Origin of the sequence: Streptomyces sp. NPDC008086, assembly GCF_042957325.1 — a bacterium.
In the GTDB taxonomy this organism is placed as follows: Bacteria; Actinomycetota; Actinomycetes; order Streptomycetales; family Streptomycetaceae; genus Streptomyces.
On the sequence record NZ_JBIBIA010000005.1, the window covers coordinates 284,271 to 306,560 of the forward strand.

The following is a 22,290-nucleotide window of genomic DNA, read 5'->3' on the forward strand; positions in this document are numbered from 1 at the left end:
AGCGCTGCCCGCCGTTGGGCAGCTCTCGCCGCGAGGCTAGGAACGGCGAGGTTGCAAGTACGTTGCGAGGGCAAGGGGGTGGGCGGTCAGGTGGCCGGGCGGTGCCGCCGGGCGGGTGCTGGTGCCGCCAGCTCGCACTCCAGCGCCGCCAGCCGCGACCGCACCGCCGACGTCGGGCGTACCGCGGCCAGTGCCCGCCAGACGTCGAGGTCGTCCTCGCCCCACGGGGCGTGGGCCCAGTCGGCCAGCAGGTCGGGATCGCGACGGGTGATCAGTGCCGTGCGGAGGCCGTCGGCGAGGCGCCGCCTGAGCCGCACCACCGCCGGTGCCTGGGAACCGGGCAGCAGCGGGCCGGCGTAGGCCATGGCCGCCCCGGTGATCGCACCGGCCTCCAGGCGACGTTCGACGACCGTCACGTCCGACTCGACCGGCACCGTGAGACGGTACGGCCGCGACCCGAACAGCCCGGGGCCGAGGATCCGGCGCAGTCGGGCCAGCTCCGCACGCAGGGTCACGGGCGTCACCGACTCGTCCTCGTACAGCGCGCACAGCAACTCGTCACCTGTCAGGCCCTCCGGGTGCCGGGCCAGCAGCACCAGGATCTCGCTGTGCCGGCGACTGAGTCTGACCCTGCGACCGCCGATGAGCAGCTGCGCCTCGTCGCGGCCCAGCGCAGTCAGCTCGGGGACGTCGGTGGCGGGCGACTGCGGGGCGAGCAGCGCCAGATGGGACTCCGCGGCCCGTGCGACCGCCTGCACGAACCCCAGGCTGTGCGGATGCGCGAGCCCGTCCCCGCCGGTGATGTCCACCGCCCCGAGCACCCGCCCGGTGCGCGGATCGTGCACCGGCGCCGCCGCACAGGTCCAGGGCTGCACCCGGCGGATGAAGTGCTCGGCCGCGAACACCTGCACCGGCCGGTCCACGGCCACCGCCGTACCCGGCGCGTTCGTCCCGACGGCGGTCTCCGCCCACCGCGCACCCGGCACGAAGTTCATCCCTCCCGCCCTTCGCCGGGTCGTCGGATGGCCCTCGACCCACAGCAGCCTGCCGTGCGCGTCGCACACCGCGAGCAGATGCTCGCCGTCGGCGGCGAACGTACCCAGCAACTCCCGGAACAGCGGCATCACCCTCGCCAGCGGGTGCTCCGCGCGATAGGCGCCGAGATCGCTGTCCGCGAGCTCCACGCTCGCCGTCCCGTCCGGACCGACTCCGGCCCGCGCGGAACGCCGCCAGGAGTCCGCCACCACGGCACGCACCGGCTTGGGCACGGTGCCCGCCTCGGTGAACGTCTCATGCGCGCGACGCAGTACCCGTACCCGCTCGGCGGCGTCGGCCCCTGGCTCCAGGGCCACCCATGGATCGCTCAACTCGGCCTCCCCGGAAGGCGATGCGGCTGGGGACATCGTCACTCCGGGTGCGCACCCGGACAACCTTTTCGACCCGGCTCACCCGAACGATGGGAACCCCTGGACGCGGCCCTGCGAACCCTGCGCGTCCTCAGACACCGTTGACCAGTCGTATGTAGTGCGCCCAGTCCCAGTTCGGCCCGGGGTCGGTGTGGTCCGTGCCCGGGACCTCGTAGTGCCCGATGATGTGCGCGCGGTCCTTCGGTATGCCGTGTCTGGTGCAGACGGCCGCCGTGAGCCGGGCGGACGTCTCGTACATGACGTCGGTGAAGTAGCCGGACCGGTCCACCCAGCCCTCGTGCTCGATTCCGATGCTCCGCGTGTTGTGGTCCCAGTCCCCGGCGTGCCAGGCGATGTCCGACTCGCGAACGCACTGGGACGTGTGTCCGTCGGCCGACCGGACGACGTAGTGGGCGGACACCTTCTTCTTGGGGTTCTCGAAGACGAACAGGGTCTTGGTGTAGGTGGTCTGAGTCATGTGGATGATCACTCGATCGACGGGATGGGTCACGGGGCGGTTCGCCGCCGTGTAGTTCGCGGCGCTGGCCGGCCGCCACTCGGCGAGCGGGTAGTCCGGTCCGGGGACATGCGCACCGACCCGCCATTCGGGGAGCAGGACGTAGGGGACGGCGGCGAGTGCGGTGCCTTGGAGGAGCCGACGTCGGCTGGGGCGTGGTCTCTCGCAATTCAAGAAGGGTGCTGCCTTTCCGAGTTGAGGTCGGCTGGAGGGCCGGGCCCGTCGAGTTGACCTCGTGCCCCCGTCGCCGTCCCACGACGGCTGCTCCTCGCGTGAATCAAGGTACGACGCCCACGGGTTGGTCAGAAGAGCGAGCCTGGAATCCGTGGACAGGCGCGGGATTGTGGATAACTTGCTCACCCTCATGGGCGAACTCAGACTGGAACAGGGGTTTCTCACCCGGAACCGGACTCGCCCATGGCGCGCTAGGGGCCGGACTCGGCCCACGCCCCGACTCAGCTCCGTTCCGCGACCGCCACCGGATCGTCCAGCACGCCGCGCACCACCGAGTGAGCTGCCCCCAGCAACGGCCCCTCGGGGCCCAGCCCCGACACGGCCACCGGACAGGCCGGCCCGGCCGTGCGCCGGTCCAGCTCGGCCTCCAGCGAGGGCAGCAGCCACGGGGCGAGCCCGGCCAGCGCACCGCCGAGCACCACACTCTCCGGGTCGAGCAGATTGACCGCGCCCGTCAGCGCGATGCCGAGCGCCGTTCCAGCGTCGCGCAGGGCACGTCGTACGTCCTCGTCGCCCTCGGCGGCACGCCCAGCGAGCAGCCCGACGCGGTCCTCGCCCGGCTCCAGCCCCGCCGCCCGCAGCACCGCCTCCTCACCGGCGTACTGCTCCAGGCACCCGCGTCCCCCGCACGGGCACTCGGGTCCGTCCGGCTGGACCGGAACATGCCCCAACTCGCCCGCGAAACCGTGCGTTCCGCGCAGCAGCCCCCCGTCCACCACGACCGCCGCACCGATGCCGATCTCCGCCGACACATGCAGGAAGTCACGCGGCGTGCCGTCGCCGAGCCAGAGTTCGGCGAGGGCGCCGAAGTTGGCCTCGTTGCCCACGGTCAGCGGGAAGTCGACGGAGAGCAGATCGCCGAGGTCCCGGTCGCGCCAGTCGAGGTTCGGGGCACGTACCACCGTGCGGGCGTCGCGCGCCACCAGACCCGGCACGGCGACCGCCAGCCCGGCGGGCCACAGCCCTTCGCGCTCGGCCTCGGCGACGACCCGGCGCACCAGCTCGCCGAGTTCCTCGATCACCGGCTCCGGATCCCGGCCCCGGTTGGCGCCGTGCCGCACCGCCCTGGACCGCACCTCGCCGCGCAGATCGACCGCGCAGACCGCGAGATGGTCGACGCCGACCTCCGCCCCGATCCCGGCCGGGCCGCGCCCGCTGACGGCCAGCGCCGATCCGGGACGGCCCACCCGGCCCGGCCGCTCGGGGCCGAGTTCCTCCAGGAGCCCCGAGCGGATCAGCTCGTCGACGAGGGTGGACACGGCCGCGCGGGTCAGCCCGATGCGGGAGGCGACGGCGGCACGTGAGAGGGGACCCTCGGCGCTGACGGTGTGCATCACCTTGGCGAGGTTGCGGCGGCGCATGCCCTGCTGGGTGTTGGGCAGCGCGCGCCCCGCGCCGGTCGGGTGGGCCTCGTGCAGCGGTGCGGTCATGCCTCCGTCAGTCCTCAATGCGCCTCGGGGCTCCGCTCCAGCAGCGGGGCCGCGTCGGAGAGTACCCCGCTGATCCTGGCCAGCGTCTCCTCGTCGCGCTCCACAGCGTCGAACACGGGCCCCTGGGTGGTGTTCCAGCGCCGGGCCACCGCCGCCGGGTCCTCGCCGGTCAGCAGGCCCGCCGCCTGCGCCGCCGCGCCGAGGGCGACCAGTTCCTTGGCCTCCGGGACCTGCACGGGGCGCCCCGAGAGCCGGCGTACGGTCTGCTGCCAGGCCGCACCGCGGGCACCGCCGCCTATCAGCAGCAGCGGCGCCGACCGGTCCGCGTCATCGTCCAGGACCAGGTCCAGGGCGCCGAGCAGCGCGTGGACGGCACCGTCGTAGGCGGCCTGCAGGAGCTGGCCGGCGGTCGTGTCGTGGCGCAGGCCGTGCAGGAGACCGGAGGCGTTCGGCAGGTTCGGGGTGCGTTCGCCGTCCAGGTAGGGCAGCAGTGTGAGGCCGGTGGTGGGTTCCACGGCCTCGCGGTCGAGGCCCAGCAGGGTCGCGAGACGGTCGACGGCGAGCGTGCAGTTAAGGGTGCACGCCAGCGGCAGCCAGTCACCGTGCGCGTCCGCGAAGCCCGCCACGGTGCCGGTCGGGTCGGCGGGACGGCGCTTCGACACCGCGTACACCGTGCCCGACGTGCCGAGACTCAGCACCGGCATGCCGGGACGCAGGCCGAGGCCCAGCGCCGCGGCTGCGTTGTCGCCGGTGCCGGGCGCGACCAGGGTGCCCTTGGAGAACGGCAGGTCATGGCTGTCGCGGACGGTTCCGGCCACCTCGCCGGACCGGACCACGCGGGGCAGCATCGCCGGGTCCAGCCCCACGCGCGCGAGGATCTCCTCGTCGTAGGACTCCGTCCCCGACGCCCACCAACCCGTGCCGGAGGCGTCGCCGCGGTCGGTGGTGCCCTGCCCCGTGAGGCGTTCGGTCAGGTAGTCGTGGGGGAGGCGTACGGCCTTGGTGGCCCGGACGGACTCCGGCTCGTTCTCGGCCAGCCAGGCCCACTTCGTCACGGTGAAGGACGCGGCCGGGACGGAGCCGGTGCGCTCGGCCCAGAACTTCGGGCCGCCCAGTTCCTCGGTCAGCCGACGGGCCTGCGGCGCCGAGCGCACGTCGTTCCACAGCAGGGCCGGACGGACCGGTTCGCCTCGGTCGTCCAGCGTGACCAGGCCGTGCTGCTGCCCGGCGATCGACACCGCGGCGGCCTCGTGCGCCGCGTTGCCGCACTGGCGCAGCGCTTCGCACAGGGCGTCCCACCACTGGCGCGGGTCGCTCTCGCGGCCGGCCCCGGAGGACACCGTGTGCGGTGCCTGGCCGCTCGCGACGACCCGGCCCGTCGACGCGTCGACGACCAGCGCCTTGGTGGACTGGGTGGACGTGTCCACGCCGACTACGAGCGGACCCTCGGCTGCTGACATCGGGCTCTCCCTTTTCCGCGGCTCTACGGGCTCTGACCTGCTGTTTCGAGGGTGCCCGGAGTGTCACGACCCGGACCTCACCCCTTCGGGGACATCTTGTCCCTTCCCAGGGACGCGTGGGCATACTAATTTGTAAAGCGCCATGACGAAATAGTCGTAGCGAGTCGTGCAAGCAGTCGTCAGCAAGCAAGGAGCCGCGGCATGAGCTACCAGCCCACCCCCGAGGACAGGTTCACCTTCGGCCTGTGGACCGTCGGCTGGCAGGGGCGGGACCCCTTCGGCGACGCCACCCGCCGTGCCCTCGACCCGGTCGAGACCGTGCAGCGCCTGGCCGAGCTCGGCGCCCACGGCGTCACCTTCCACGACGACGACCTGATTCCCTTCGGGTCCTCCGACACCGAGCGCGAGGGGCACATCAAGCGCTTCCGCGAGGCCCTCGAGGCCACCGGCATGAAGGTGCCGATGGCCACGACCAACCTCTTCACCCACCCCGTCTTCAAGGACGGCGCGTTCACGGCCAACGACCGTGACGTGCGCCGCTACGCCCTGCGCAAGACGATCCGCAACATCGACCTGGCGGCCGAGCTGGGCGCGCGGACGTACGTCGCCTGGGGTGGACGGGAGGGCGCCGAGTCCGGCGCCGCCAAGGACGTACGCGTCGCTCTGGACCGCATGAAGGAGGCCTTCGACCTCCTCGGCGAGTACGTCACCGAGCAGGGCTACGACCTGAAGTTCGCGATCGAGCCCAAGCCGAACGAGCCGCGCGGCGACATCCTGCTGCCCACCGTCGGCCACGCCCTGGCGTTCATCGAGCGCCTGGAGCGCCCCGAGCTGTACGGCGTCAACCCCGAGGTCGGCCACGAGCAGATGGCCGGGCTCAACTTCCCGCACGGCATCGCACAGGCCCTGTGGGCGGGCAAGCTCTTCCACATCGACCTCAACGGCCAGTCCGGCATCAAGTACGACCAGGACCTGCGCTTCGGCGCCGGCGACCTGCGCTCCGCGTTCTGGCTGGTCGACCTCCTGGAGAGCGCCGGTTACGCAGGCCCCCGCCACTTCGACTTCAAGCCGCCGCGGACCGAGGACCTCGACGGCGTGTGGGCGTCGGCCGCCGGCTGCATGCGCAACTACCTCATCCTCAAGGAGCGTTCGGCCGCCTTCCGGGCCGACCCCGAGGTTCAGGCGGCCCTGCGTGCCTCCCGCCTCGACGAGTTGGCGCAGCCCACTGCGGCGGACGGCCTCAAGGCGCTCCTCGCCGACCGCACGGCCTTCGAGGAGTTCGACGTCGAGGCGGCCGCCGCCCGTGGGATGGCCTTCGAGCGTCTCGACCAGCTGGCGATGGACCACCTGCTGGGCGCCCGCGGCTGAGGCAAAGCGCGCGTACCCGACCGCGTGCGACCGTCCGGCCCTCCGGCCCTCCTGGGCGCCGGTGATCCGGTCACACGCGGTGCGGGTGTGGTTGGCCGTTTTTCGCGCGTAATGTTCCGGAACCATGCGATCCATGGCATGGGCCGGTATCAACTCCCGCGCGGGGGTCGCGTGCCGACCGCCACGGGGCGACCCTTGACGGTATGGCCATGCCGCCCGTACCGCCTCAGCCGCCGGGACCGCCGGGTGACACGCCGCCTGCGGGCGGTGGCTTCGGACCGCCTCCCGGAGGCTACGGACCCCCTCCAGGGGGCAGTGGCCCACCCACCTACGGTGGCTGGCCTCCGCAGGAGCCTCATGGCGGAGGCGGTGGACCGAGGCGGCGACTCAGTCCCCTGGTGGTCCTTCTCGTCGTGATCGTCGCCGTCGGAGCCGTCGTGGCCGTGGTTCTGATGGCCTCGGACAGCGATGACTCACCCGGCGAGAAATCGCCCGCCGAGACCACGAGCAGCTCGCCCAAGCCGTCCTTCAGCATCCCGACCGAGCTGCCCAGCAAGCTGCCGAGCGAACTGCCGACATCGCTCCCGTCCGGGTTCCCCACGGAACTGCCGAGCGGCTTTCCCAGCGACCTCGAATCGCTGCTCCCGTCGTTCGCGGACGAGCTGCCGTAGCCCGGGAGGAACACGGTCGCGGGGCGGCACGCGCGCGTACCGCCCTCTCGACGGCCACGCACGCGTGCCGTGGGTTCGACGCCGGGATCAGATTGCGTGACGCAACCGCACGTAGACGACGGAGGTCTCCACCCCGCTGTCCACGAGCCTGCCCCGGCCGTCGAACGCGCCCTCGCCGTCCGTCATCCCGAAGTCGTTGTCGTTGACGAGAGCAAGGGTGTCGTGGTCCACACGCGCGATGCCCTCGATCTTCCCGGGCACACCGGCCACCGTGCCCAGATCGACGACCAGCTTCTTGGCGAGCACCGGCACACCCGAGGCCGCCGGGTCGTCGAGCTGTTCCAGCGACGGAGACGTCGTGTCGTGGTCCCAGGGGCCGCCGAGGATGTCGGCCGAGCGGTCCAGTCGTACGAGGTGCAGTCGAGCGGCCTTGTCGGTGCGCTCCTCGACCAACAGCCGGTTCCCGCCCACCGCGACGACGGACGAGATCTTCAGCTCCGAGGTGTCGTCCTCGCTCGGGTCCACCACGTTCACCGAGTCGAAGCGGTACGCGTACTCGGCGGTGACCGCCTTCTTCCACGGTGAGAAACGCACCAGCCGCGTGGTCCGCGACGCCTCCCCGGCATCCGTGTCCGGCAGCGACAGCGGGCTCTGGACGGCCAGCACCAGATCGCCGCCGGGAAGTTGGGCCAGTCCCTCGAAGCCTCGGTTGATCTTCCGGTGGAGCAGGACGGAGGGCAGCGCCTCCACGACCGGGTAGCCGGTGCCGGTGAGTCCGAGCCCTTCGGGCACGTAGCGCGTGAGGACCTTCCCGCGCGCGGAGACGTGCACCAGGGACGGCCCGTACTCGTCGACGAGCCAGAAACTCCCGTCCGCGGCCCGCACGATGCCCTCGGTGTCCAGCCCGTTCGGGTCGTACGACACAGGAGTACGCGCGTCATAGGAGTACGGCGCCTCGTCGCGGCCCTTCTGGTTCGGCAGCCCGGTGACGGGCTTCCCGGCGGCGGTCGTGACCGGGATCGAGTCCAGCACGCGCACGCAGCCTCCGGACACCCGGATCTTCACGATCGCGGGGTCGAAGCCCGGCACGGGGAACGTACGGCGCTTCGTGCCGTCGATCTTGATCTGGCCGTTGGGGCCGCGGTCCGTGACCGTCCAGAACTCGCCCTTACGGCTCGCCGGGTAGATGTCGCTCCCGATGCCGCCGAGGTCCACACCCCGGTCGTCGGCCACGGTGCCGGGCAGCAACGCGTTGCTGAAGGCGCCGAGCGGGATGTCGCCGAGCGTCGCCGTGCGCACGACGTGTGCGCCGCTCTCCCGGCCCCCGGCACCGACCGCGGGCCCGGCGGCCATGAGCGCCGCGATCACGGCCAGGGGCACGCCCCCGGCGACGAAACGGTGGGCACGGCGCAGGCCGGTGCGGTGCGGGGACATCGGGCCTCCAGAGGACCAAGTTCACGGACAGCGGCCAGATTTGGAGCCCTCGCCGAACGCCTTACGGCCACCGGGTGAACGCGGGACGACGGGCGCTCGGCGAGCCGACGTCACCGCCCCGCAGGCCTCTCACCCCTCCTCCTCCGCGGTCGCCACGTCCGCCGAGGCCAGTGCGGTTGCCGGATCCTGCGCGGGGCCCGCTGCGGGCACCCAGCGGCTCCGTTCCCTGCGGTACGGCCACCACCGGCCGTCCCGGCCCAGGCGAACTTGCCTTCGCGCGCCGACGACCGTCCACCGGTTGCCCTTCGCCCGCAGCGGCGGCCGTTCGTCGCCGTCCCAGGCGGCTTCCAGGGCGGCACGCGCGCGTGCGAGCGTCTCGCCCTCCACGGTCCACTCCTCATCCAGCACGGACAGCGCGGCGACACCGCCCAGACGCCACGCGCGTACGGCAATCTCCAGCTCCTCACTGCCGCGCCCCGACCCGTCGGCCAGCCGCTCCGCCACGCCCCCGGCAGGGGAGCCGACGGCGAGACGTACCGCGTCCTGGCCGAGCGTCAACTCCGTTTCGCCGACGTGCCCTTCCCAGCCGTCGGCGAGCAGGATCCCCGCGAGCACGCGGTGTGCTTCCGCGGCGGTCCGGGCGGCCAGGAACTCCAGGGCGCCCGGGTCGACGCCGGGCGCGGGAGGCGTCTCGGTGTCCAGGGACGCAGGCAGCCCAGGCTCGGCAGGCAGCTCGGGCAGAGCGGGCAGCGGCGGCAGGATCTCGCCGGTCGCGTACGCCTCCGCGGCGTCCACGCCCTCCGGTTCGGGTGTCGCCGGCCGTTCGGACGGCGTGTCGACGGGCGCCGCGCTGCGGTCCTGGAGGTCGTCCAGGAGGCCGTGTTCGCCCCGTCCGCGCATCAGCAGCAGCACGAAGGGGTCCTGGTCCAGCAGGCGTGCCATCTGGTAGCAGAGGGCCGCCGTGTGCCCGCAGTGGTCCCAGGCGCCGCAGCCGCACTCCGGTTCCAGATCGCCCATGCCCGGCAGCAGTTCGATACCCGTGGCCGCCGCGTCCTCCACCAGGTGCGGCGGCATCTCGCGGTCCAGCAGCGCGGCGACGTGCCCGGCCCGTTCGACGGCCATGTCCAGGAAGTGGTCCCACTGCTCGTCGGTGAGCTCCTCCAGCAGCACGTCGGCCCGGTGTGCCGTGCGGTCGCGGCCCTGCACGACAGCCGTGATACGCCCCGGACGCACCGACACCGCACCGACCGCTCCCGCGCGCGCGAGCCTGCGGCCAGCCTTGAGCTGTCCGGAGTCCAGTGCCGTCTCCTCCAGTGCCTTCAGCCAGGCCTGGCCCCACCAGGTCTGCGCGAACCCGCGCCCGTGCGCGGGCGGGAGCGCGGCGAACGTGCGCTCCATGTCCACCTCGTGTCCAGTCATCGGGCGCCCCCTCGCAGTTCCACCAGATCGGCCAGCTCAGCGTCCGTCAGCTCGGTGAGTGCCGCCTCGCCGGCGCCGAGCACGGCGTCGGCCAACTCCCGCTTGCGGCTCAGCATGTCGGCGATACGGTCCTCGATGGTTCCCTCGGCGATCAGCCGGTGCACCTGCACGGGCCGGGTCTGGCCCATGCGGTACGCGCGGTCGGTGGCCTGCGCCTCGACGGCGGGGTTCCACCAGCGGTCGTAGTGCACGACGTGTTCCGCGCGGGTGAGGTTCAGACCGGTGCCCGCGGCCTTCAACGACAGCAGGAAGACAGGCACTTCACCGTCCTGGAAGCGCCGCACCAGAGCCTCGCGCTCGGCCACCGGCGTACCGCCGTGCAGGAACTGCGAGGGCACACCGCGAGCGGCCAAATGCTCTTCGATGAGCCGTCCCATCCGCACGTACTGCGTGAAGACCAGGACGCCCGCCCCCTCGGCAAGGATCGTGTCGAGCAACTCGTCCAGCAGTTCCAGCTTCCCGGAGCGCCCGGCGATCCTCGGTCGCTCCTCCTTGAGGTACTGCGCCGGGTGGTTGCAGATCTGCTTCAGGCCCGTCAGGAGCTTCACGATCAGACCGCGCCGCGCCATGCTGTCGGCCCCGGCGATCTCCGCGAGCGTCTCACGCACCACCGCCTCGTACAGACCCGCCTGTTCGGCGGTGAGGGACACGGCACGATCGGTCTCCGTCTTCGGCGGGAGCTCGGGTGCGATCCCAGGGTCCGACTTGCGCCGCCGCAGCAGGAACGGGCGTACGAGTCGTGTGAGGCGCTCGGCGGCGGCCGGATCCTGCCCGCCCTCGACCGCCTGGGCGTAGCGTGTGCGGAAGGTGCCGAGGCGGCCCAGCAGGCCGGGCGTCGTCCAGTCGAGGATCGCCCACAGTTCCGAGAGATTGTTCTCGACGGGGGTGCCGGTGAGCGCCACGCGTGCGCGTGCGTCGAGGGAACGCAGCTCCCGCGCGGTCGCCGAGTACGGGTTCTTCACATGCTGGGCCTCGTCCGCCACGACCATGCCCCACGACACCTCGGCGAGGCGGCGCGTGTCCAGGCGCATCGTGCCGTACGTGGTGAGTACGAACTCCCCGTCCGTCACCGAGCCCAGATCGCGCCGTGAGCCGTGAAAGCGGCGCACGCGCGTGCCGGGCGCGAACTTCTCGATCTCGCGCTGCCAGTTGCCCATCAGGGACGTCGGACACACCACCAGCGTCGGGCCGGCCGACGAGGCGTCGGACTGCCGGTGAAGGTGCAGCGCGATCAGCGTGATCGTCTTGCCGAGTCCCATGTCGTCGGCCAGACAGCAGCCGAGGCCCAGGGACGTCATCCGGACCAACCAGTTCAAGCCGCGCCGCTGGTAGTCCCGCAGCGTGGCGTGAAGGGCGGCAGGCTGGCCCACCGGCTCCTGGCCCTCGGGGTCCGCGAGCCGCTCGCGCAGCGCCGCCAGCCAACCGGTGGCCTGGACCTCGACCTGGCGGCCGTCGACCTCCGTGGAGCCGGTCAGCGCGGCGCCGAGCGCGTCGATGGGCGTCACCTTGTGGTCCTGCTGCGCGCGGGCCCGATGCACCTCGTGAGGATCGACGAGGACCCACTGGTCGCGCAGCCGCACCACGGGGCGGTTCGCCTCCGCGAGCCGGTCCAGCTCCTCGCGGGTGAGACGCTGGTCGCCCATCGCGAACCGCCAGTTGAAGGCGAGCAGCGCGTCGGCGGACAGAAGCGACGGCGTGTCGGCGGAGACCCTGCCGGACGCGGCCTCGTCGTCCGGCGGACCGATCACCGCGCGGGCGGTCAGTTGGTGAGCCAACTCCTTGGGCCAGTGCACGTCGATGCCGGCTCCGGCGAGCGTCCGAGCGCCCTCTCGAAGGAGGTCGGTCACCTCGTCGTCGGCCAGTTCCACCGCGTCCGGAACGGCCGCGGCGAGCAGCGGTGTGAGCGGCGCCCACGCGCGGGCCGCGCGGCGCAGTGCCAGCAGGGCGTCCATCCGCGCGCGTGGGCCGAAGGCACCGGAGTCCGCCCATACGTCGGCGGCGTCCGCGACCAGCGTCGGATCGCTGACGCTGTGCACCTGCGGCACTGCCCGGAACGACAGGGCCACGTCATCCGAGGCCGCCGTGCCGAGGCCGGGGACCTCCAGCCGCAGGGACAGCCGTACGCCCGCGTCGTGGCCGGCGGCGACATCGGCGGCCCACGCGCGCTGCTCGGGCACGTGCTGCGGCTCCCGCGCGGCGTAGGCGGGCCCCCCGGTCACGAGCGCCGCCGCGGGGGAGCGGGGGAGCGCATCGGCGACCGCGTCCAGGAAGGCCCGCAGCAGCCGCTCAGGGTCCGGCAGGCGCAGCGGCCCTACGTCGCGCAACGGCAGCGCGTGCGCCTCGGGCGGCATCGCGGCGGCGAGGGAGCGGACCCGCTCGACGTCCTCGGGCCGCAGAGGGCCGACGCGCCAGGCGTCGTGGTCGGCCGCCGAGAGGCCGGGCAGCAGCAGTCCACGCGCCACGAACTGAAGGGCCAGCGCGGCGGCCGCGCCCCAGAAGACGCCCGCACGGTGCGCCTGAGCGGACGTACGCGCACGCGTGAGGACCGGTAGGGCGGCACGCACCGGGAGTACGACGGCCGGCACGGTCGCCAGCTCCACACCCCCGTCGCCGCCCGGCAGCGCGACGGCGACCTCCTCGGCGGATCCGCACGCGACGAGGGGCACGGCGCCCCCGTCCGCGCGCCAGAAGGCGACCCGGCCGGTGCGAGCCGGATCGCCGGGCACGAAGACGGCACAGCAGTAGGCCAGTTCGGAGATCTCGGACGGTGTTGCGTCGGGAAGCCTCGGCACAGTTCTGCGACACTCCTCAAATTTGACTACCCGCATCGAGTGGCCGAGGGTACATCACTCAGGCGATTGCCGGGCGAACAAGTCACGTGACCTGGGTCACTACTCGATAGACGGGGTATCCCCCTCGTGCGGAGCCCGGCACGTTGATCGCGCGTCGGCGGCAGCGGGAGCTCCGTGACCAGTAGGGGCCGCACCTCAGGGTCGTCTCAGGGTCGCGGTTCGGAACCGCTGGAAGCGCGGACCCGTTTTCAGGTCAGAGAGCGGCAGTGGCCGCGAAGGAGGCGACGCACATGTCGAAGAACGCGAAGATCGCCGCAGGAGGTGTGGCGGCCGGTCTCATCCTGTTGATCTGGTTGCCCTGGTGGGCCGCGCTCCTGATAGTCCTGGGAGTCCCGGCCGCCGCGTACCTCACGCTCGACCCGTCACAGCGGCGCAGGCTGCGCCGTGCCACGCGCAAGGAGCTCGGTCGCTGACCCTCACCCGGCCGTCCGCGCGGCCGGGGCGGACAGCGGGCAGGAGTTGAGTACGTCGCCGCTCGCGGGCCTGCCGACGGTGCGGTCCGCGGGCGGCGGGGTGCCCCGCTCCACCCAGGAGACCAGTGCGTCGAAGGCCGACCGGTAGCAAGGCAGGATCGGTCGGAGCCGGTCCGGATAGGTGTCGTACAGGCCGTCGACGTGAGTGCCGCCCGCGATCGTGTAGTAGCGGTGCAGCGGGCCGCGACCGCGGGCGTCGACCATGCGCGCGTACACGTCCGAGTCGGCCGCCTTGGGCAGCAGCGCGTCCAGATCGCCGTGCAGCGTGAGCAGGGGCCGGCCGATGCGCCCGGTCAGCGCGACACGGGCCACGGCGCGACGGACGGACGCCGGGCGCGACGCGTAGTCGTACGAGGCGTCGGACGCGCAGGGTGCCAGGATCCGCTCCGGCGTGGTCCCGGCGGACGGGCCGGGACAGCCGGGGTCGTACGCGGGGTCGAACTCGGCGCGGTAGATCTTCTGCGTGACTCCCCAGTAGGCCTGTTCGTGGTACGGCCACAGAAACTCGGAGCCGCGCGCGAAACCGACCGTGTAGAGATCCTCGTCCCGCGCGGAGCCGAGCGTGCGGGCGACCGCCGTGGGAAGGGAGGTGAGCAGGTTGGGGCCGTCCGTGGTCCACAGGGCGCCTTCCCAGTCCACGCCGCCGTCGTACAGCTCGGGGTGGTTCTCCAGCTGCCAGCGGGTGAGATAGCCGCCGTTGGAGATGCCCGTCATGTACGTGCGACGGGGAGCGTGCCCGTAGCGCTGGGCCACCACCTTGCGGGCGGCCCGGGTCAGCTCGGTGGTCCGGGTGTTCCACTCGGCGACCGCGTCACCGGGCCGCCTGCCGTCGCGATAGAAGTCGGCACCGCTGTTGCCCTTGTCGGTCGCGGCGTAGGCGTAACCGAGCGCGAGCACCTTGTCGGAGATCGCCGTGTCCGTCGCGTACTGCCTGCGGGTGCCAGGGGCTCCTGTGACGACCAGTCCGCCGTTCCAGCGGTCCGGCAGCCGGATCACGAACTGCGCGTCGTGACGCCGGCCGTGAGTGGCATTGAAGCGGGAGGAGTCAGGGAAGTAGCCGTCGATCTGCATCCCCGGCACCCCGGCCGGATTCCGGGTGCCCCGGGCGGTGAGCCCTGCCTGGTCGGCCATGTCCGTGTAGGGCGTGCCGGCGAGTCCGGCCGTGGTCAGATCCAGGAGGCAGGCGCTCTGTTGAAAGGCCGCGCCGGGCACCCGTACGCGTTCGTCCCGAGCGCACTGCTGCTCGTCGACTGCCGTGGCCGCTGCCGGAGTCGGCTGGCTGAGCGCGCCGGCCAGCAGCGCGGCGGCGATGAACGGAGCACCTCGGGACAGGCGCATGACGACCTCCTGACAGCGGGGACGGGCACATGATGGAGCGAAGCCGTGAAGGCTGCCTCATGGTGTAGTCCTGGCTCCGTGCCATCCATGGGTCGGGACCACATGGAACGCCATCGAGAGATGGGGTCGTCAGACAGCGCCCGTCCGCTGCCGTGCTGTCCGGCGCCCGGCTCAGCTGGGGCGTACGGCCATCTTGTCGAGCGCCTCCAGCAGCCCGGGCAGCTCCGGCCCGCGCCCCACCGGCAGGACCTCGCCGGGCTCGTCGTCGAGGAGTACGAACGCGATGTCGTCGGTCCGGGCGACGAGCGACCAGCCGGGGCCGTCCGCACGCAGGGTCCGCGCGTCACCCGGGGCGAACGACGACCTGACGCGGCCGAGGGGCGGCGGGGAGTCCACGTATGCGCGAGCCTCAGCGAGGACCCTTCGGATGCCGCTGTGGCCGCCCTGAGTCCCGCCCGGGGCACCCTTCTCGGCTCGTTCGCTCGCGCCCGCGGCCTCGGCGGGGTCCGCCGTCCCGCTGCCCGGCGTAGCGAAGGCGGTGTCGTCGATCTGCTCGCGCCAGATGGCCCACTGCAAGGCGATCTCGTCGGCGCCCAGACGCCGCTGGGCCGGTCCCCACACGCTCGTGTCCGGTGGCGCCAACGGCGGACCGTCCGCGACGTCGGGGTCGGGATCGTGCGGATCCGGCACGTTGGGGGCGGCGACGGCGACCGCGAGCGGCCACCCGGGCAGCGCGGCCACGACCGTACGTTCGTCGGGAGACAGGTCGTACTCCATGCCGCAGTCCCAGGACGCGATGGCGACGGCGACCAGGGAGACGTCGTCGATGACGACCGTCCACCGGGCCCCGTCGCCGTCCTGGCCGAGAACCAGGCCGTAGCCGTCGGCTAGCGGCGCGAGGCCGAGCGCCGCACAGGCCTCCGGATAGTCGTCGCCCAGCACGCTCGGGAACTTCGCCGGCGTCAGCAACACCGCCGTGAGCACATAGAGCGCATCGTCCGCGGCGGCGACGGCCTCCTCGTCCGTCCCGGCCATCCCAGCCTCCCCATCGGTTCGTCCATCGGCGCGCACCCTAGTGCGAGCGGAAGCCGCTTGTCACGACTCCCCGGCACACCCGAGCTGCAGCTTTCCGACTGGTCGGGGCGAATCGACCGAGATCGTCCATGGTGTCAGGCCGCCGGGAGCCCGAGCAGGGTCCGGGCGACGGTCTGCGGCGACTGGTCGCGCTCCCGGGCGAGCGCGATGACGGCCCGGCACGCCAGTTCGCTCACCCCGAAGGACAGCGCCTCCGGGGAGACCCATCCGGAGGCCTCGTCGATCTGGTCCTGGTCGTCCTCCGCGCGGGCCGACACGTACACGGCGGCGGCCTCGAAGAGGTTGTGTGTGCGCTTCTCCTTGTGCGTGCGCTCCTCCCGGTTGTTGTCCTCCTCCGTGTGCGGGGAACGGAAAATTCTCGCGCGAGCCTTGCGCACCCTGTCCCACATGCTGACTGCCTTCCCCCTGTGTGGCTGATCGGACTGATCGTCCATCTTCCACTGTTCAACCTAGAGTTGGAGCATCGGGGGCAGAAGAGGGCCGGCGCGGTGAAGCGCTTTCCGTCAGCCGTCCAGTGAGGTGATCGTCTCGCGCAGCCAGGCGAGTTCGGCACGGGAGGTGGCGCGCGCGATGGTCAGCAGGCCGCGCCGGAAGGGATCGTCCAGCTCCTCGGCGCGCAGCGGCCGGTCGCCGTCGTAGAAGAAGCTCGCGGGCTCTTCCAGGAACGCCAGCCGACGCCGCAGGACGGCCGCCTGGGCCGGCGCGTCGCCCAGGTGCCGAAGAAAGGCGAGCACCGTGAACCACCTGTTCTCGTCGCTGATGTCGCGTGGGTCCGGCTCGGCGAGCCGGTGGTGCAGTTCCTGTCGGCCCGATTCGGTCAGCGTCAGGACGTGACGTGGCGCGGCCACGGAGCCCGGTTCTGTGGCGCGGGCGAGCAGGCCCGCCTTCTCCAGCCGCTTGATCGCGGGGTACAGCGTGCTCTCGGCGACCGGCTTCACGTGCCCCGTCAGCGCCGTGAGGCGTTTACGCAGCTCGTAGCCGTGGAGCGGGGTGTCGTAGAGGAATCCGAGGATGGCGAGCTCCAGCATGCGTCACATTCTCGCTCGGATCAGGTGTATATCCAAGATGGGGTACATCTAAGTCTTGATACATCGCTGACGATGTATATCCTTGGCGAAGTGGCAACGCTTGACCCGAGGCCGGGCAGGGCCGGCCGATTGAGGCTCCAAGGGGAGGACGCGATGAGGCAGACCGAATTCGACGGCAAGGGCAGCTGCATCCGCTGGACGGAGACGCCGGGGGAGGGGCCCGCGCGCGTGTACGTGCACGGACTGGGGTCGGTCTCCTCCGTGTACCACGCCCATATCGCCGCACGGCCCGAACTCGCGGGCCGGCGGAGCCTGTTCGTCGACCTGCCGGGACACGGCATCAGCGACCGGCCCGAGGACTTCGGCTACCGACTGGAGGACCACGCCGACGCCCTGGCCGCGGCCCTGGACGCGGCGGGGGAGAGCGGCGCGGAGCTGATCGCGCACAGCATGGGTGGTTCCGTCGCCCTGGTGCTGGCACACCGTCGCCCCGACCTCGTCTCCCGGCTGGTCCTCACCGAGGCCAACCTCGACGCCTCGCCCCCGCCCGCCGCGGGGAGCGCATGGATCACGGTCTACGAGGAGGAGGAGTTCGTCGGCGGGGCGCACGCGCGCGTGCTGGACGCGGTCGGCCCGCTGTGGGCGTCGACGATGCGGCTGGCCGACCCGCGGGCGCTCCATCGCAGCGCGACATGGCTGAGGCGGGGCTCCGACCCGATCATGCGGGACATCCTCGAAGGTCTGCCGATCGACCGCGTGTTCCTGCAGGGCGAGCTCACCGGTGAACTCGCCGGCGGCGCGGCCCTGGAGGCCGCGGGCGTGCGTGTGGTGACCGTGCCCGGCGCCGGCCACAACGTCATGCTGGACAACCCGGACGCCTTCGTGGCCGCCGTCGCCGGGCAGGGCTGAGACGTCAGGACTTCCGGACGGCCAGCGCCAGGAAGCGGTCGTCCTCGTCCACGTACGACGTCATGCGCCAGCCGGAACCGGCCAGCAGCGGGCGGAGGTTGGGTTCCGCCCGTAGGTCGTCCGGGGTGATCTGCCGGCCCTGGCGAGCGGCGAGGGCCGCCCTGCCGATCGGGTGGAACAGCGCGAGCATGCCGCCGGGGCGCACCACCCGGGCGAGTTCCCGCAGGTTCTCGGCGGGGTCGGGCAGATGCGCGATGAGGCCGGCCGCGAACACGGCGTCCAGCGACTCGGGCCGCAACGGCAGCGCGGCCACGTCGGCGAGCAGCAACCGCCCGTCCGAGTCGCGTCCCGCCCGTACAGCGGCCTCCAGCATGGCCGGGGTCAGATCGGCACCCAGAACCACTCCCGACGGCCCCACGGCGGCACGCAGCGACGGCAGGGCCCGCCCCGTGCCGCAGCCCGCGTCGAGCACGCGGTCCCCCTCGCGCAGCCCGAGCTCGGCGACCGCGGCCGCGAAGGCGGGTGCGTCGTCCGGGAACCTGCTGTCCCAGGCGGCGGCGCGGGCCGTGAAGAACTCCTGCACATGTGTGTGGTCGTCGCTCATGTTCCGCATGATCCCTCACCGGCACGGATGACACCGCTGTGCACACGTTCGAGCGTGACGCGATCGTTCCGCTGCATCTCTGTGTCATATTCCAACAGCTTTCGAAATGCGCCCCCTTCGCGCGCCCATGACCCGACTAGCGTCCCGTGGCCATGGGACACCTGGACCACGCCGCCCTCGGCTGGCTGACCCCCGTGCTGTCGTACGTGATGGCGTGCATAGGCGCCGCGCTGGGGCTGCGCTGCACTGTCCGCGCGCTCGGCGCCACCGGCCGGTCGCGCCGCAACTGGCTCATCACCGCCGCCTCGGCGATCGGCACCGGCATCTGGACCATGCACTTCGTGGCCATGCTCGGCTTCAGCGTCAGCGGCACCGACATCCGCTACGACGTGCCGCTCACCATCGTGAGCCTCCTCGTCGCCATGGCCGTCGTCTGCGGCGGCGTCTTCGCGGTCGGATACAGCCGTGACCGCACCCGGGCGCTCCTTCTCGGCGGACTCACCACCGGGCTCGGCGTGGCGAGCATGCACTACCTGGGCATGGCCGCAGTCCGCCTGCACGGCGACGTCCACTACGACGCCGTTCTCGTCGGACTCTCCGTCCTGATCGCGGTCGTCGCGGCGACCGCCGCCCTGTGGGCCGCGCTCAACATCAAGTCGCCCGTGGCCGTCACCATCGCCTCACTGATCATGGGCGCGGCGGTCAGCAGCATGCATTACACCGGGATGTTCGCGGTGAGCGTGGACGTCACACCGGCCGGCGCGGTCCTGCCCGGGGCCACGGCGATGCAGTTCATCTTCCCCCTCGCCGTCGGCCTCGGGTCCTACCTCTTCCTGACCTCGGCCTTCGTCGCGCTGTCGCCCACCACGGGGGAGCGTGCGGCATCCGCTTCGGCCCAGGGATCGGTCGAGAGCGTCGTCGGCTAGCGGCGGATCCGACGGACCGGCACAGCACGCCCCGAACCACTTCCGAGCGAGGAGGCCATGCGTACACCCCGTAGGACCACCGCAGTCGGCGCCCAGACGCCGTCCCAGCCCCCCGTGCGAGGCCGCCGCGCCCACGCCGGCCCGCCGGCCGACGAAGGCCCCGAGGAGCCCCTGGGCGGGGCGCCGGAGGAGACACCCACGCGCGCGGAGCGCTGGCGCGTACGTCCGCGCACCGTCCGGGCCAAGATCGTCTGCCTGCTGATGGTGCCCGTCGTCTCGCTGCTGGCCCTGTGGGCCTACGCCACCGTCAGCACCGCACAGGACGTCTCCAGACTGCGCCAGTTGCAGCGCGTGGACACCGGCATCAGGTCTCCGGCCGCGGCCGCCGTCGCCGCGCTCCAGGCCGAACGCGAGGCCGCGGTGCGCTACGCGACCGACCCGTCGGCAGGACCGAGCGACGACTACAAGAAGCTCGCGGCGGACACCGACAAGGCCGTGGCGCGGCTACGGCTCGGCGACCGCAACACAGTCGCCGACGGCGAGGAACTGCCCGCCGGAGTGGCCCGCCGGCTGGAGGCCTTCGTCACCGGCGCCGAGCAACTGGGCACCGTACGGACCGCCGTCCTCGAACGTCGCTCGGGCTGGGACGAGGCGTACGGGCGGTACACGAAGACCATCGCGAGCGCCTTCTCGGTGGGCGGCGCGCTCACCGGCATCCAGGACGCCGAACTCGGCTCCGACGCGCGTGTACTGCTCGAGTTCGCCCGCGCGGGCGAGGCGCTGGCCCAGGAGGACGTGGTGCTGGACAGCGCACGCCTCGCCGGACGCCTCGACGGAGAGCGGCTGCGGCTGTTCACCGGGGCCGTCGACACCCGCCGTACCCTCACCGAGTCAGCCGTGGCCGACCTGCGCGGCCCGGAACGCGCGGCCTGGCAGAGCCTCGCCGCAGGCGGCGACTACGCGACCGTGGCCGCCGTCGAGGACAAGGTCCTCGCCACCGCACCGGGCTCACGTGCGATCGACGCCGCGCCAGAAGCCACCTGGAGCCAGGCACACGCACGCGTGCAGGACGCGATGCGGACGGTCGAGCAGGACGCCGGGCGCGATGTCGCGGACCGCGCCGACCCGTTCACCCGCGGTCTGCTCACCCCGGCCGGCGCCGCCGTCCTCTTCGGCCTCGCCGCCGTCGCCGCCTCGCTGGTGATCTCCGTACGCATCGGCCGCGGCCTGGTCGTCGAGTTGGTGAGCCTGCGCAACAGCGCCCTGGAGATCGCCCGGCGCAAACTCCCCGAGGCCATGCGGAAACTACGTGCCGGTGAGGAGATCGACGTCGAGGCCGAGGCCCCGGCCGGGCCGCCCGCCGAGGACGAGACCGGTCAGGTCGGCGAGGCACTGGGAACCGTCCACCGCGCCGCCCTGCGTGCCGCCGTGGAGCGCGCCGAACTCGCCAGCGGCATCTCCGGCGTCTTCGTCAACCTCGCCCGCCGCAGCCAGGTCCTCGTGCACCGCCAACTGAGCCTGCTGGACAGCATGGAGCGACGCTCCGACGACCCGAACGAACTGAGCGACCTCTTCCGGCTCGACCACCTCACCACCCGCATGCGACGCCACGCCGAGAGCCTGATCATCCTCTCCGGCGCGGCGCCCGGGAGGGCCTGGCGGATGGCGGTATCCCTGACCGACGTGGTCCGCGCGGCCGTCTCCGAAGTCGAGGACTACGCGCGCGTGGAGGTACGGCAGCTTCCCGAGGCGTCCGTCATCGGCGCGGCCGTCGCCGACCTCACCCACCTCCTCGCCGAGATCATCGAGAACGCCGCCCAGTTCTCACCGCCCCACACACGCGTGCGCGTCACCGGCGAACCCGTCGGCAACGGCTACGCCGTCGAGGTCGAGGACCGCGGCCTCGGCATGGGCAAGGAGACGCTCACCGAGGCCAACCGGCGCATCGAACAGTCCGAGGCGCTCGACCTGTTCGACAGCGACCGGCTCGGACTGTTCGTGGTCAGCAGGCTCGCCTCCCGGCACGGCATCAAGGTGCACCTGCGAGCCTCGCCCTACGGCGGTACCACCGCGGTCGTCCTGCTGCCCACGGCACTGCTGCACACCGCCACGGCGGAACGTTCCCGCGAGCAGCACGCGGACGCCAACGGGTCCGCCGAACGCGAGTACGCGCGCGTGCCCGCCGCCGACCGGCGCCAGGAGCCCGTCCACGTGGTCGCCGACCGGCCCGCACTGGTGGCTTCCGCCCCGGGCGCGGCGGAGCCCCGGACCGACACACCACCCCCCGGAGTCACCACCTTGCGACTGCATCGCCCCCCGGACGACTCCGAAGCCTCCGACGACCTCCCCCGCCGCGTACGCCAGGCGAGTCTCGCGCCCCAACTGCGCGAGGGACATCACGACGAGCAACCGGCGGCCACCTCGCGCGACGACGACCGGCGCACCCCCGAACTCGTCAGGGACCGCATGGCGGCCTACCGCGACGGCTGGGCACGCGGCGGCGGCAGGCAGCCCGGTCGCGGGGACGCACCCGATTCCGCAGAGCACAGCGACGGCAGCGAAGGAGACCTCGCATGATCCAGGATCCGAGCATGAGGCCCGGCGTGGGGGTCCCCCCGGGCGAGCGGAGCCGGGAGTGGGGGAGGTCCGGTGAACTCGACTGGCTGCTGGACGACCTGGTCCTGCGGGTGAGCGAGGTACGGCACGCCGTGGTGCTGTCCAACGACGGCCTCGCCGTGGGCGCCTCTACGGACCTGCGCCGCGAGGACGCCGAGCACCTCGCCGCCGTAGCCTCCGGCTTCCACAGCCTGGCCAAGGGCGCGGGCCGGCACTTCGGCGCCGGCGGTGTGCGGCAGACCATGGTGGAGATGGACGACGCCTTCCTGTTCGTGGCCGCCGCAGGCGACGGCTCCTGCCTCGCCGTCCTCACCGCGGTCACCGCCGACATCGGGCTGGTGGCGTACGAGATGGCCCGGCTGGTCAAGCGCGTCGGCGAGCACCTCTACACGCCCCCGCGCGCGGCCGCGCGCCCGCCCGCCGCGGGATGAACCGGAAGGGCGGTCCGCA

General features: G+C 72.4%; 19 protein-coding genes. 7 read left to right on the forward strand and 12 right to left on the reverse strand.

Annotated elements, in window-relative coordinates:
• Positions 1-86 precede the first annotated feature (86 nt).
• The 4 genes from ACFZBP_RS19195 to xylB form a co-directional block, all read right to left on the reverse strand.
• Positions 87-1,403 (reverse strand): GAF domain-containing protein, encoded by a 1,317-nt coding sequence (locus ACFZBP_RS19195; RefSeq protein WP_391414490.1) that lies wholly within the window; start codon positions 1,401-1,403, stop codon positions 87-89.
• Between the two features lie 94 nt (positions 1,404-1,497).
• Positions 1,498-2,097: an N-acetylmuramoyl-L-alanine amidase gene (locus tag ACFZBP_RS19200; protein WP_391414492.1), complete on the reverse strand. Its 600-nt coding sequence runs from the start codon at positions 2,095-2,097 to the stop codon at positions 1,498-1,500.
• 281 nt (positions 2,098-2,378) lie between these two features.
• Entirely contained in the window at positions 2,379-3,587 is a 1,209-nt protein-coding gene (locus ACFZBP_RS19205; RefSeq protein WP_391414494.1) for an ROK family protein, read from the reverse strand.
• A gap of 14 nt (positions 3,588-3,601) precedes the next feature.
• Entirely contained in the window at positions 3,602-5,047 is a 1,446-nt protein-coding gene (gene xylB, locus ACFZBP_RS19210) for a xylulokinase (RefSeq protein WP_391414496.1), read from the reverse strand.
• Positions 5,048-5,248: 201 nt separating this feature from the next.
• Between xylB and xylA the strand changes: the two genes are divergently transcribed.
• Together xylA and ACFZBP_RS19220 are read left to right on the forward strand one after the other, a co-directional pair.
• Positions 5,249-6,415, forward strand: a complete 1,167-nt coding sequence (gene xylA / locus ACFZBP_RS19215; protein ID WP_383448599.1) for a xylose isomerase — start codon at positions 5,249-5,251, stop codon at positions 6,413-6,415.
• Positions 6,416-6,813: 398 nt separating this feature from the next.
• Positions 6,814-7,086 carry a hypothetical protein gene (locus ACFZBP_RS19220; RefSeq protein WP_383448601.1) on the forward strand — a complete coding sequence of 91 codons (273 nt, stop codon included), beginning with the start codon at positions 6,814-6,816 and terminating at the stop codon, positions 7,084-7,086.
• An 87-nt stretch (positions 7,087-7,173) separates the two neighbouring features.
• Here the strand turns inward: ACFZBP_RS19220 and ACFZBP_RS19225 are convergent, their stop codons facing one another.
• The 3 genes from ACFZBP_RS19225 to ACFZBP_RS19235 form a co-directional block, all read right to left on the reverse strand.
• Positions 7,174-8,520 (reverse strand): esterase-like activity of phytase family protein, encoded by a 1,347-nt coding sequence (locus ACFZBP_RS19225; RefSeq protein ID WP_391414499.1) that lies wholly within the window; start codon positions 8,518-8,520, stop codon positions 7,174-7,176.
• Between the two features lie 129 nt (positions 8,521-8,649).
• A complete protein-coding gene (locus tag ACFZBP_RS19230; protein WP_391414501.1) occupies positions 8,650-9,939 on the reverse strand; it encodes an SWF or SNF family helicase in 1,290 nt (429 codons plus the stop codon).
• Complete coding sequence (locus ACFZBP_RS19235) at positions 9,936-12,827, reverse strand: SNF2-related protein (RefSeq protein WP_391414503.1); 2,892 nt, start codon at positions 12,825-12,827, stop codon at positions 9,936-9,938. Before ACFZBP_RS19235 ends, ACFZBP_RS19230 begins: the two co-directional genes overlap by 4 nt.
• Positions 12,828-13,081: 254 nt before the next feature.
• Here ACFZBP_RS19235 and ACFZBP_RS19240 point away from each other — a divergent pair, with 254 nt between their 5' ends.
• Positions 13,082-13,264 carry a hypothetical protein gene (locus ACFZBP_RS19240; RefSeq protein WP_062704261.1) on the forward strand — a complete coding sequence of 61 codons (183 nt, stop codon included), beginning with the start codon at positions 13,082-13,084 and terminating at the stop codon, positions 13,262-13,264.
• A gap of 3 nt (positions 13,265-13,267) precedes the next feature.
• Here ACFZBP_RS19240 and ACFZBP_RS19245 read toward each other — a convergent pair whose 3' ends face one another.
• From ACFZBP_RS19245 to ACFZBP_RS19260, 4 genes are all read right to left on the reverse strand, one after another.
• On the reverse strand, positions 13,268-14,662 hold the full coding sequence (locus tag ACFZBP_RS19245; protein ID WP_391414506.1) for a tannase/feruloyl esterase family alpha/beta hydrolase: 1,395 nt from the start codon (positions 14,660-14,662) through the stop codon (positions 13,268-13,270).
• A gap of 171 nt (positions 14,663-14,833) precedes the next feature.
• Positions 14,834-15,697 (reverse strand): hypothetical protein, encoded by an 864-nt coding sequence (locus ACFZBP_RS19250; protein ID WP_391414508.1) that lies wholly within the window; start codon positions 15,695-15,697, stop codon positions 14,834-14,836.
• A 134-nt stretch (positions 15,698-15,831) separates the two neighbouring features.
• Complete coding sequence (locus ACFZBP_RS19255; RefSeq protein WP_391414510.1) at positions 15,832-16,146, reverse strand: hypothetical protein; 315 nt, start codon at positions 16,144-16,146, stop codon at positions 15,832-15,834.
• A 114-nt stretch (positions 16,147-16,260) separates the two neighbouring features.
• A complete protein-coding gene (locus ACFZBP_RS19260) occupies positions 16,261-16,785 on the reverse strand; it encodes a helix-turn-helix transcriptional regulator (RefSeq protein WP_391414512.1) in 525 nt (174 codons plus the stop codon).
• A 153-nt stretch (positions 16,786-16,938) separates the two neighbouring features.
• Here ACFZBP_RS19260 and ACFZBP_RS19265 point away from each other — a divergent pair, with 153 nt between their 5' ends.
• The gene (locus ACFZBP_RS19265; RefSeq protein ID WP_391414514.1) at positions 16,939-17,694 is read left to right on the forward strand and encodes an alpha/beta fold hydrolase; all 756 of its coding nucleotides are present in this window, start codon (positions 16,939-16,941) and stop codon (positions 17,692-17,694) included.
• A 4-nt stretch (positions 17,695-17,698) separates the two neighbouring features.
• On the opposite strand, the gene ACFZBP_RS19270 is transcribed toward ACFZBP_RS19265, so the two are convergent.
• Positions 17,699-18,298 (reverse strand): methyltransferase domain-containing protein, encoded by a 600-nt coding sequence (locus ACFZBP_RS19270; protein WP_391414516.1) that lies wholly within the window; start codon positions 18,296-18,298, stop codon positions 17,699-17,701.
• A 152-nt stretch (positions 18,299-18,450) separates the two neighbouring features.
• Here ACFZBP_RS19270 and ACFZBP_RS19275 point away from each other — a divergent pair, with 152 nt between their 5' ends.
• Genes ACFZBP_RS19275 through ACFZBP_RS19285 form a run of 3 tightly spaced genes read left to right on the forward strand, consistent with a single transcriptional unit; the run spans position 18,451 to position 22,271 of the window.
• Positions 18,451-19,224, forward strand: coding sequence for an MHYT domain-containing protein (locus ACFZBP_RS19275; RefSeq protein ID WP_383448619.1), 774 nt, complete (start codon positions 18,451-18,453; stop codon positions 19,222-19,224).
• A 57-nt stretch (positions 19,225-19,281) separates the two neighbouring features.
• Positions 19,282-21,801: a nitrate- and nitrite sensing domain-containing protein gene (locus ACFZBP_RS19280; protein WP_391414519.1), complete on the forward strand. Its 2,520-nt coding sequence runs from the start codon at positions 19,282-19,284 to the stop codon at positions 21,799-21,801.
• Complete coding sequence (locus tag ACFZBP_RS19285) at positions 21,798-22,271, forward strand: roadblock/LC7 domain-containing protein (protein WP_383448623.1); 474 nt, start codon at positions 21,798-21,800, stop codon at positions 22,269-22,271. Before ACFZBP_RS19280 ends, ACFZBP_RS19285 begins: the two co-directional genes overlap by 4 nt.
• Positions 22,272-22,290 lie beyond the last annotated feature (19 nt).

Bases quoted from the DNA above. Each gene is read 5' to 3' on its own strand.
- ACFZBP_RS19195 (WP_391414490.1), bottom strand. From the start codon at position 1,403: ATGTCCCCAGCCGCATCGCCTTCCGGGGAGGCCGAGTTGAGCGATCCA.
- ACFZBP_RS19205 (WP_391414494.1), bottom strand. From the start codon at position 3,587: ATGACCGCACCGCTGCACGAGGCCCACCCGACCGGCGCGGGGCGCGCG.
- xylB (WP_391414496.1), bottom strand. From the start codon at position 5,047: ATGTCAGCAGCCGAGGGTCCGCTCGTAGTCGGCGTGGACACGTCCACC.
- xylA (WP_383448599.1), top strand. From the start codon at position 5,249: ATGAGCTACCAGCCCACCCCCGAGGACAGGTTCACCTTCGGCCTGTGG.
- ACFZBP_RS19225 (WP_391414499.1), bottom strand. From the start codon at position 8,520: ATGTCCCCGCACCGCACCGGCCTGCGCCGTGCCCACCGTTTCGTCGCC.
- ACFZBP_RS19230 (WP_391414501.1), bottom strand. From the start codon at position 9,939: ATGACTGGACACGAGGTGGACATGGAGCGCACGTTCGCCGCGCTCCCG.
- ACFZBP_RS19235 (WP_391414503.1), bottom strand. From the start codon at position 12,827: ATGCGGGTAGTCAAATTTGAGGAGTGTCGCAGAACTGTGCCGAGGCTT.
- ACFZBP_RS19240 (WP_062704261.1), top strand. From the start codon at position 13,082: ATGTCGAAGAACGCGAAGATCGCCGCAGGAGGTGTGGCGGCCGGTCTC.
- ACFZBP_RS19245 (WP_391414506.1), bottom strand. From the start codon at position 14,662: ATGCGCCTGTCCCGAGGTGCTCCGTTCATCGCCGCCGCGCTGCTGGCC.
- ACFZBP_RS19250 (WP_391414508.1), bottom strand. From the start codon at position 15,697: ATGGCCGGGACGGACGAGGAGGCCGTCGCCGCCGCGGACGATGCGCTC.
- ACFZBP_RS19255 (WP_391414510.1), bottom strand. From the start codon at position 16,146: ATGTGGGACAGGGTGCGCAAGGCTCGCGCGAGAATTTTCCGTTCCCCG.
- ACFZBP_RS19260 (WP_391414512.1), bottom strand. From the start codon at position 16,785: ATGCTGGAGCTCGCCATCCTCGGATTCCTCTACGACACCCCGCTCCAC.
- ACFZBP_RS19265 (WP_391414514.1), top strand. From the start codon at position 16,939: ATGAGGCAGACCGAATTCGACGGCAAGGGCAGCTGCATCCGCTGGACG.
- ACFZBP_RS19270 (WP_391414516.1), bottom strand. From the start codon at position 18,298: ATGAGCGACGACCACACACATGTGCAGGAGTTCTTCACGGCCCGCGCC.
- ACFZBP_RS19275 (WP_383448619.1), top strand. From the start codon at position 18,451: ATGGGACACCTGGACCACGCCGCCCTCGGCTGGCTGACCCCCGTGCTG.
- ACFZBP_RS19280 (WP_391414519.1), top strand. From the start codon at position 19,282: ATGCGTACACCCCGTAGGACCACCGCAGTCGGCGCCCAGACGCCGTCC.
- ACFZBP_RS19285 (WP_383448623.1), top strand. From the start codon at position 21,798: ATGATCCAGGATCCGAGCATGAGGCCCGGCGTGGGGGTCCCCCCGGGC.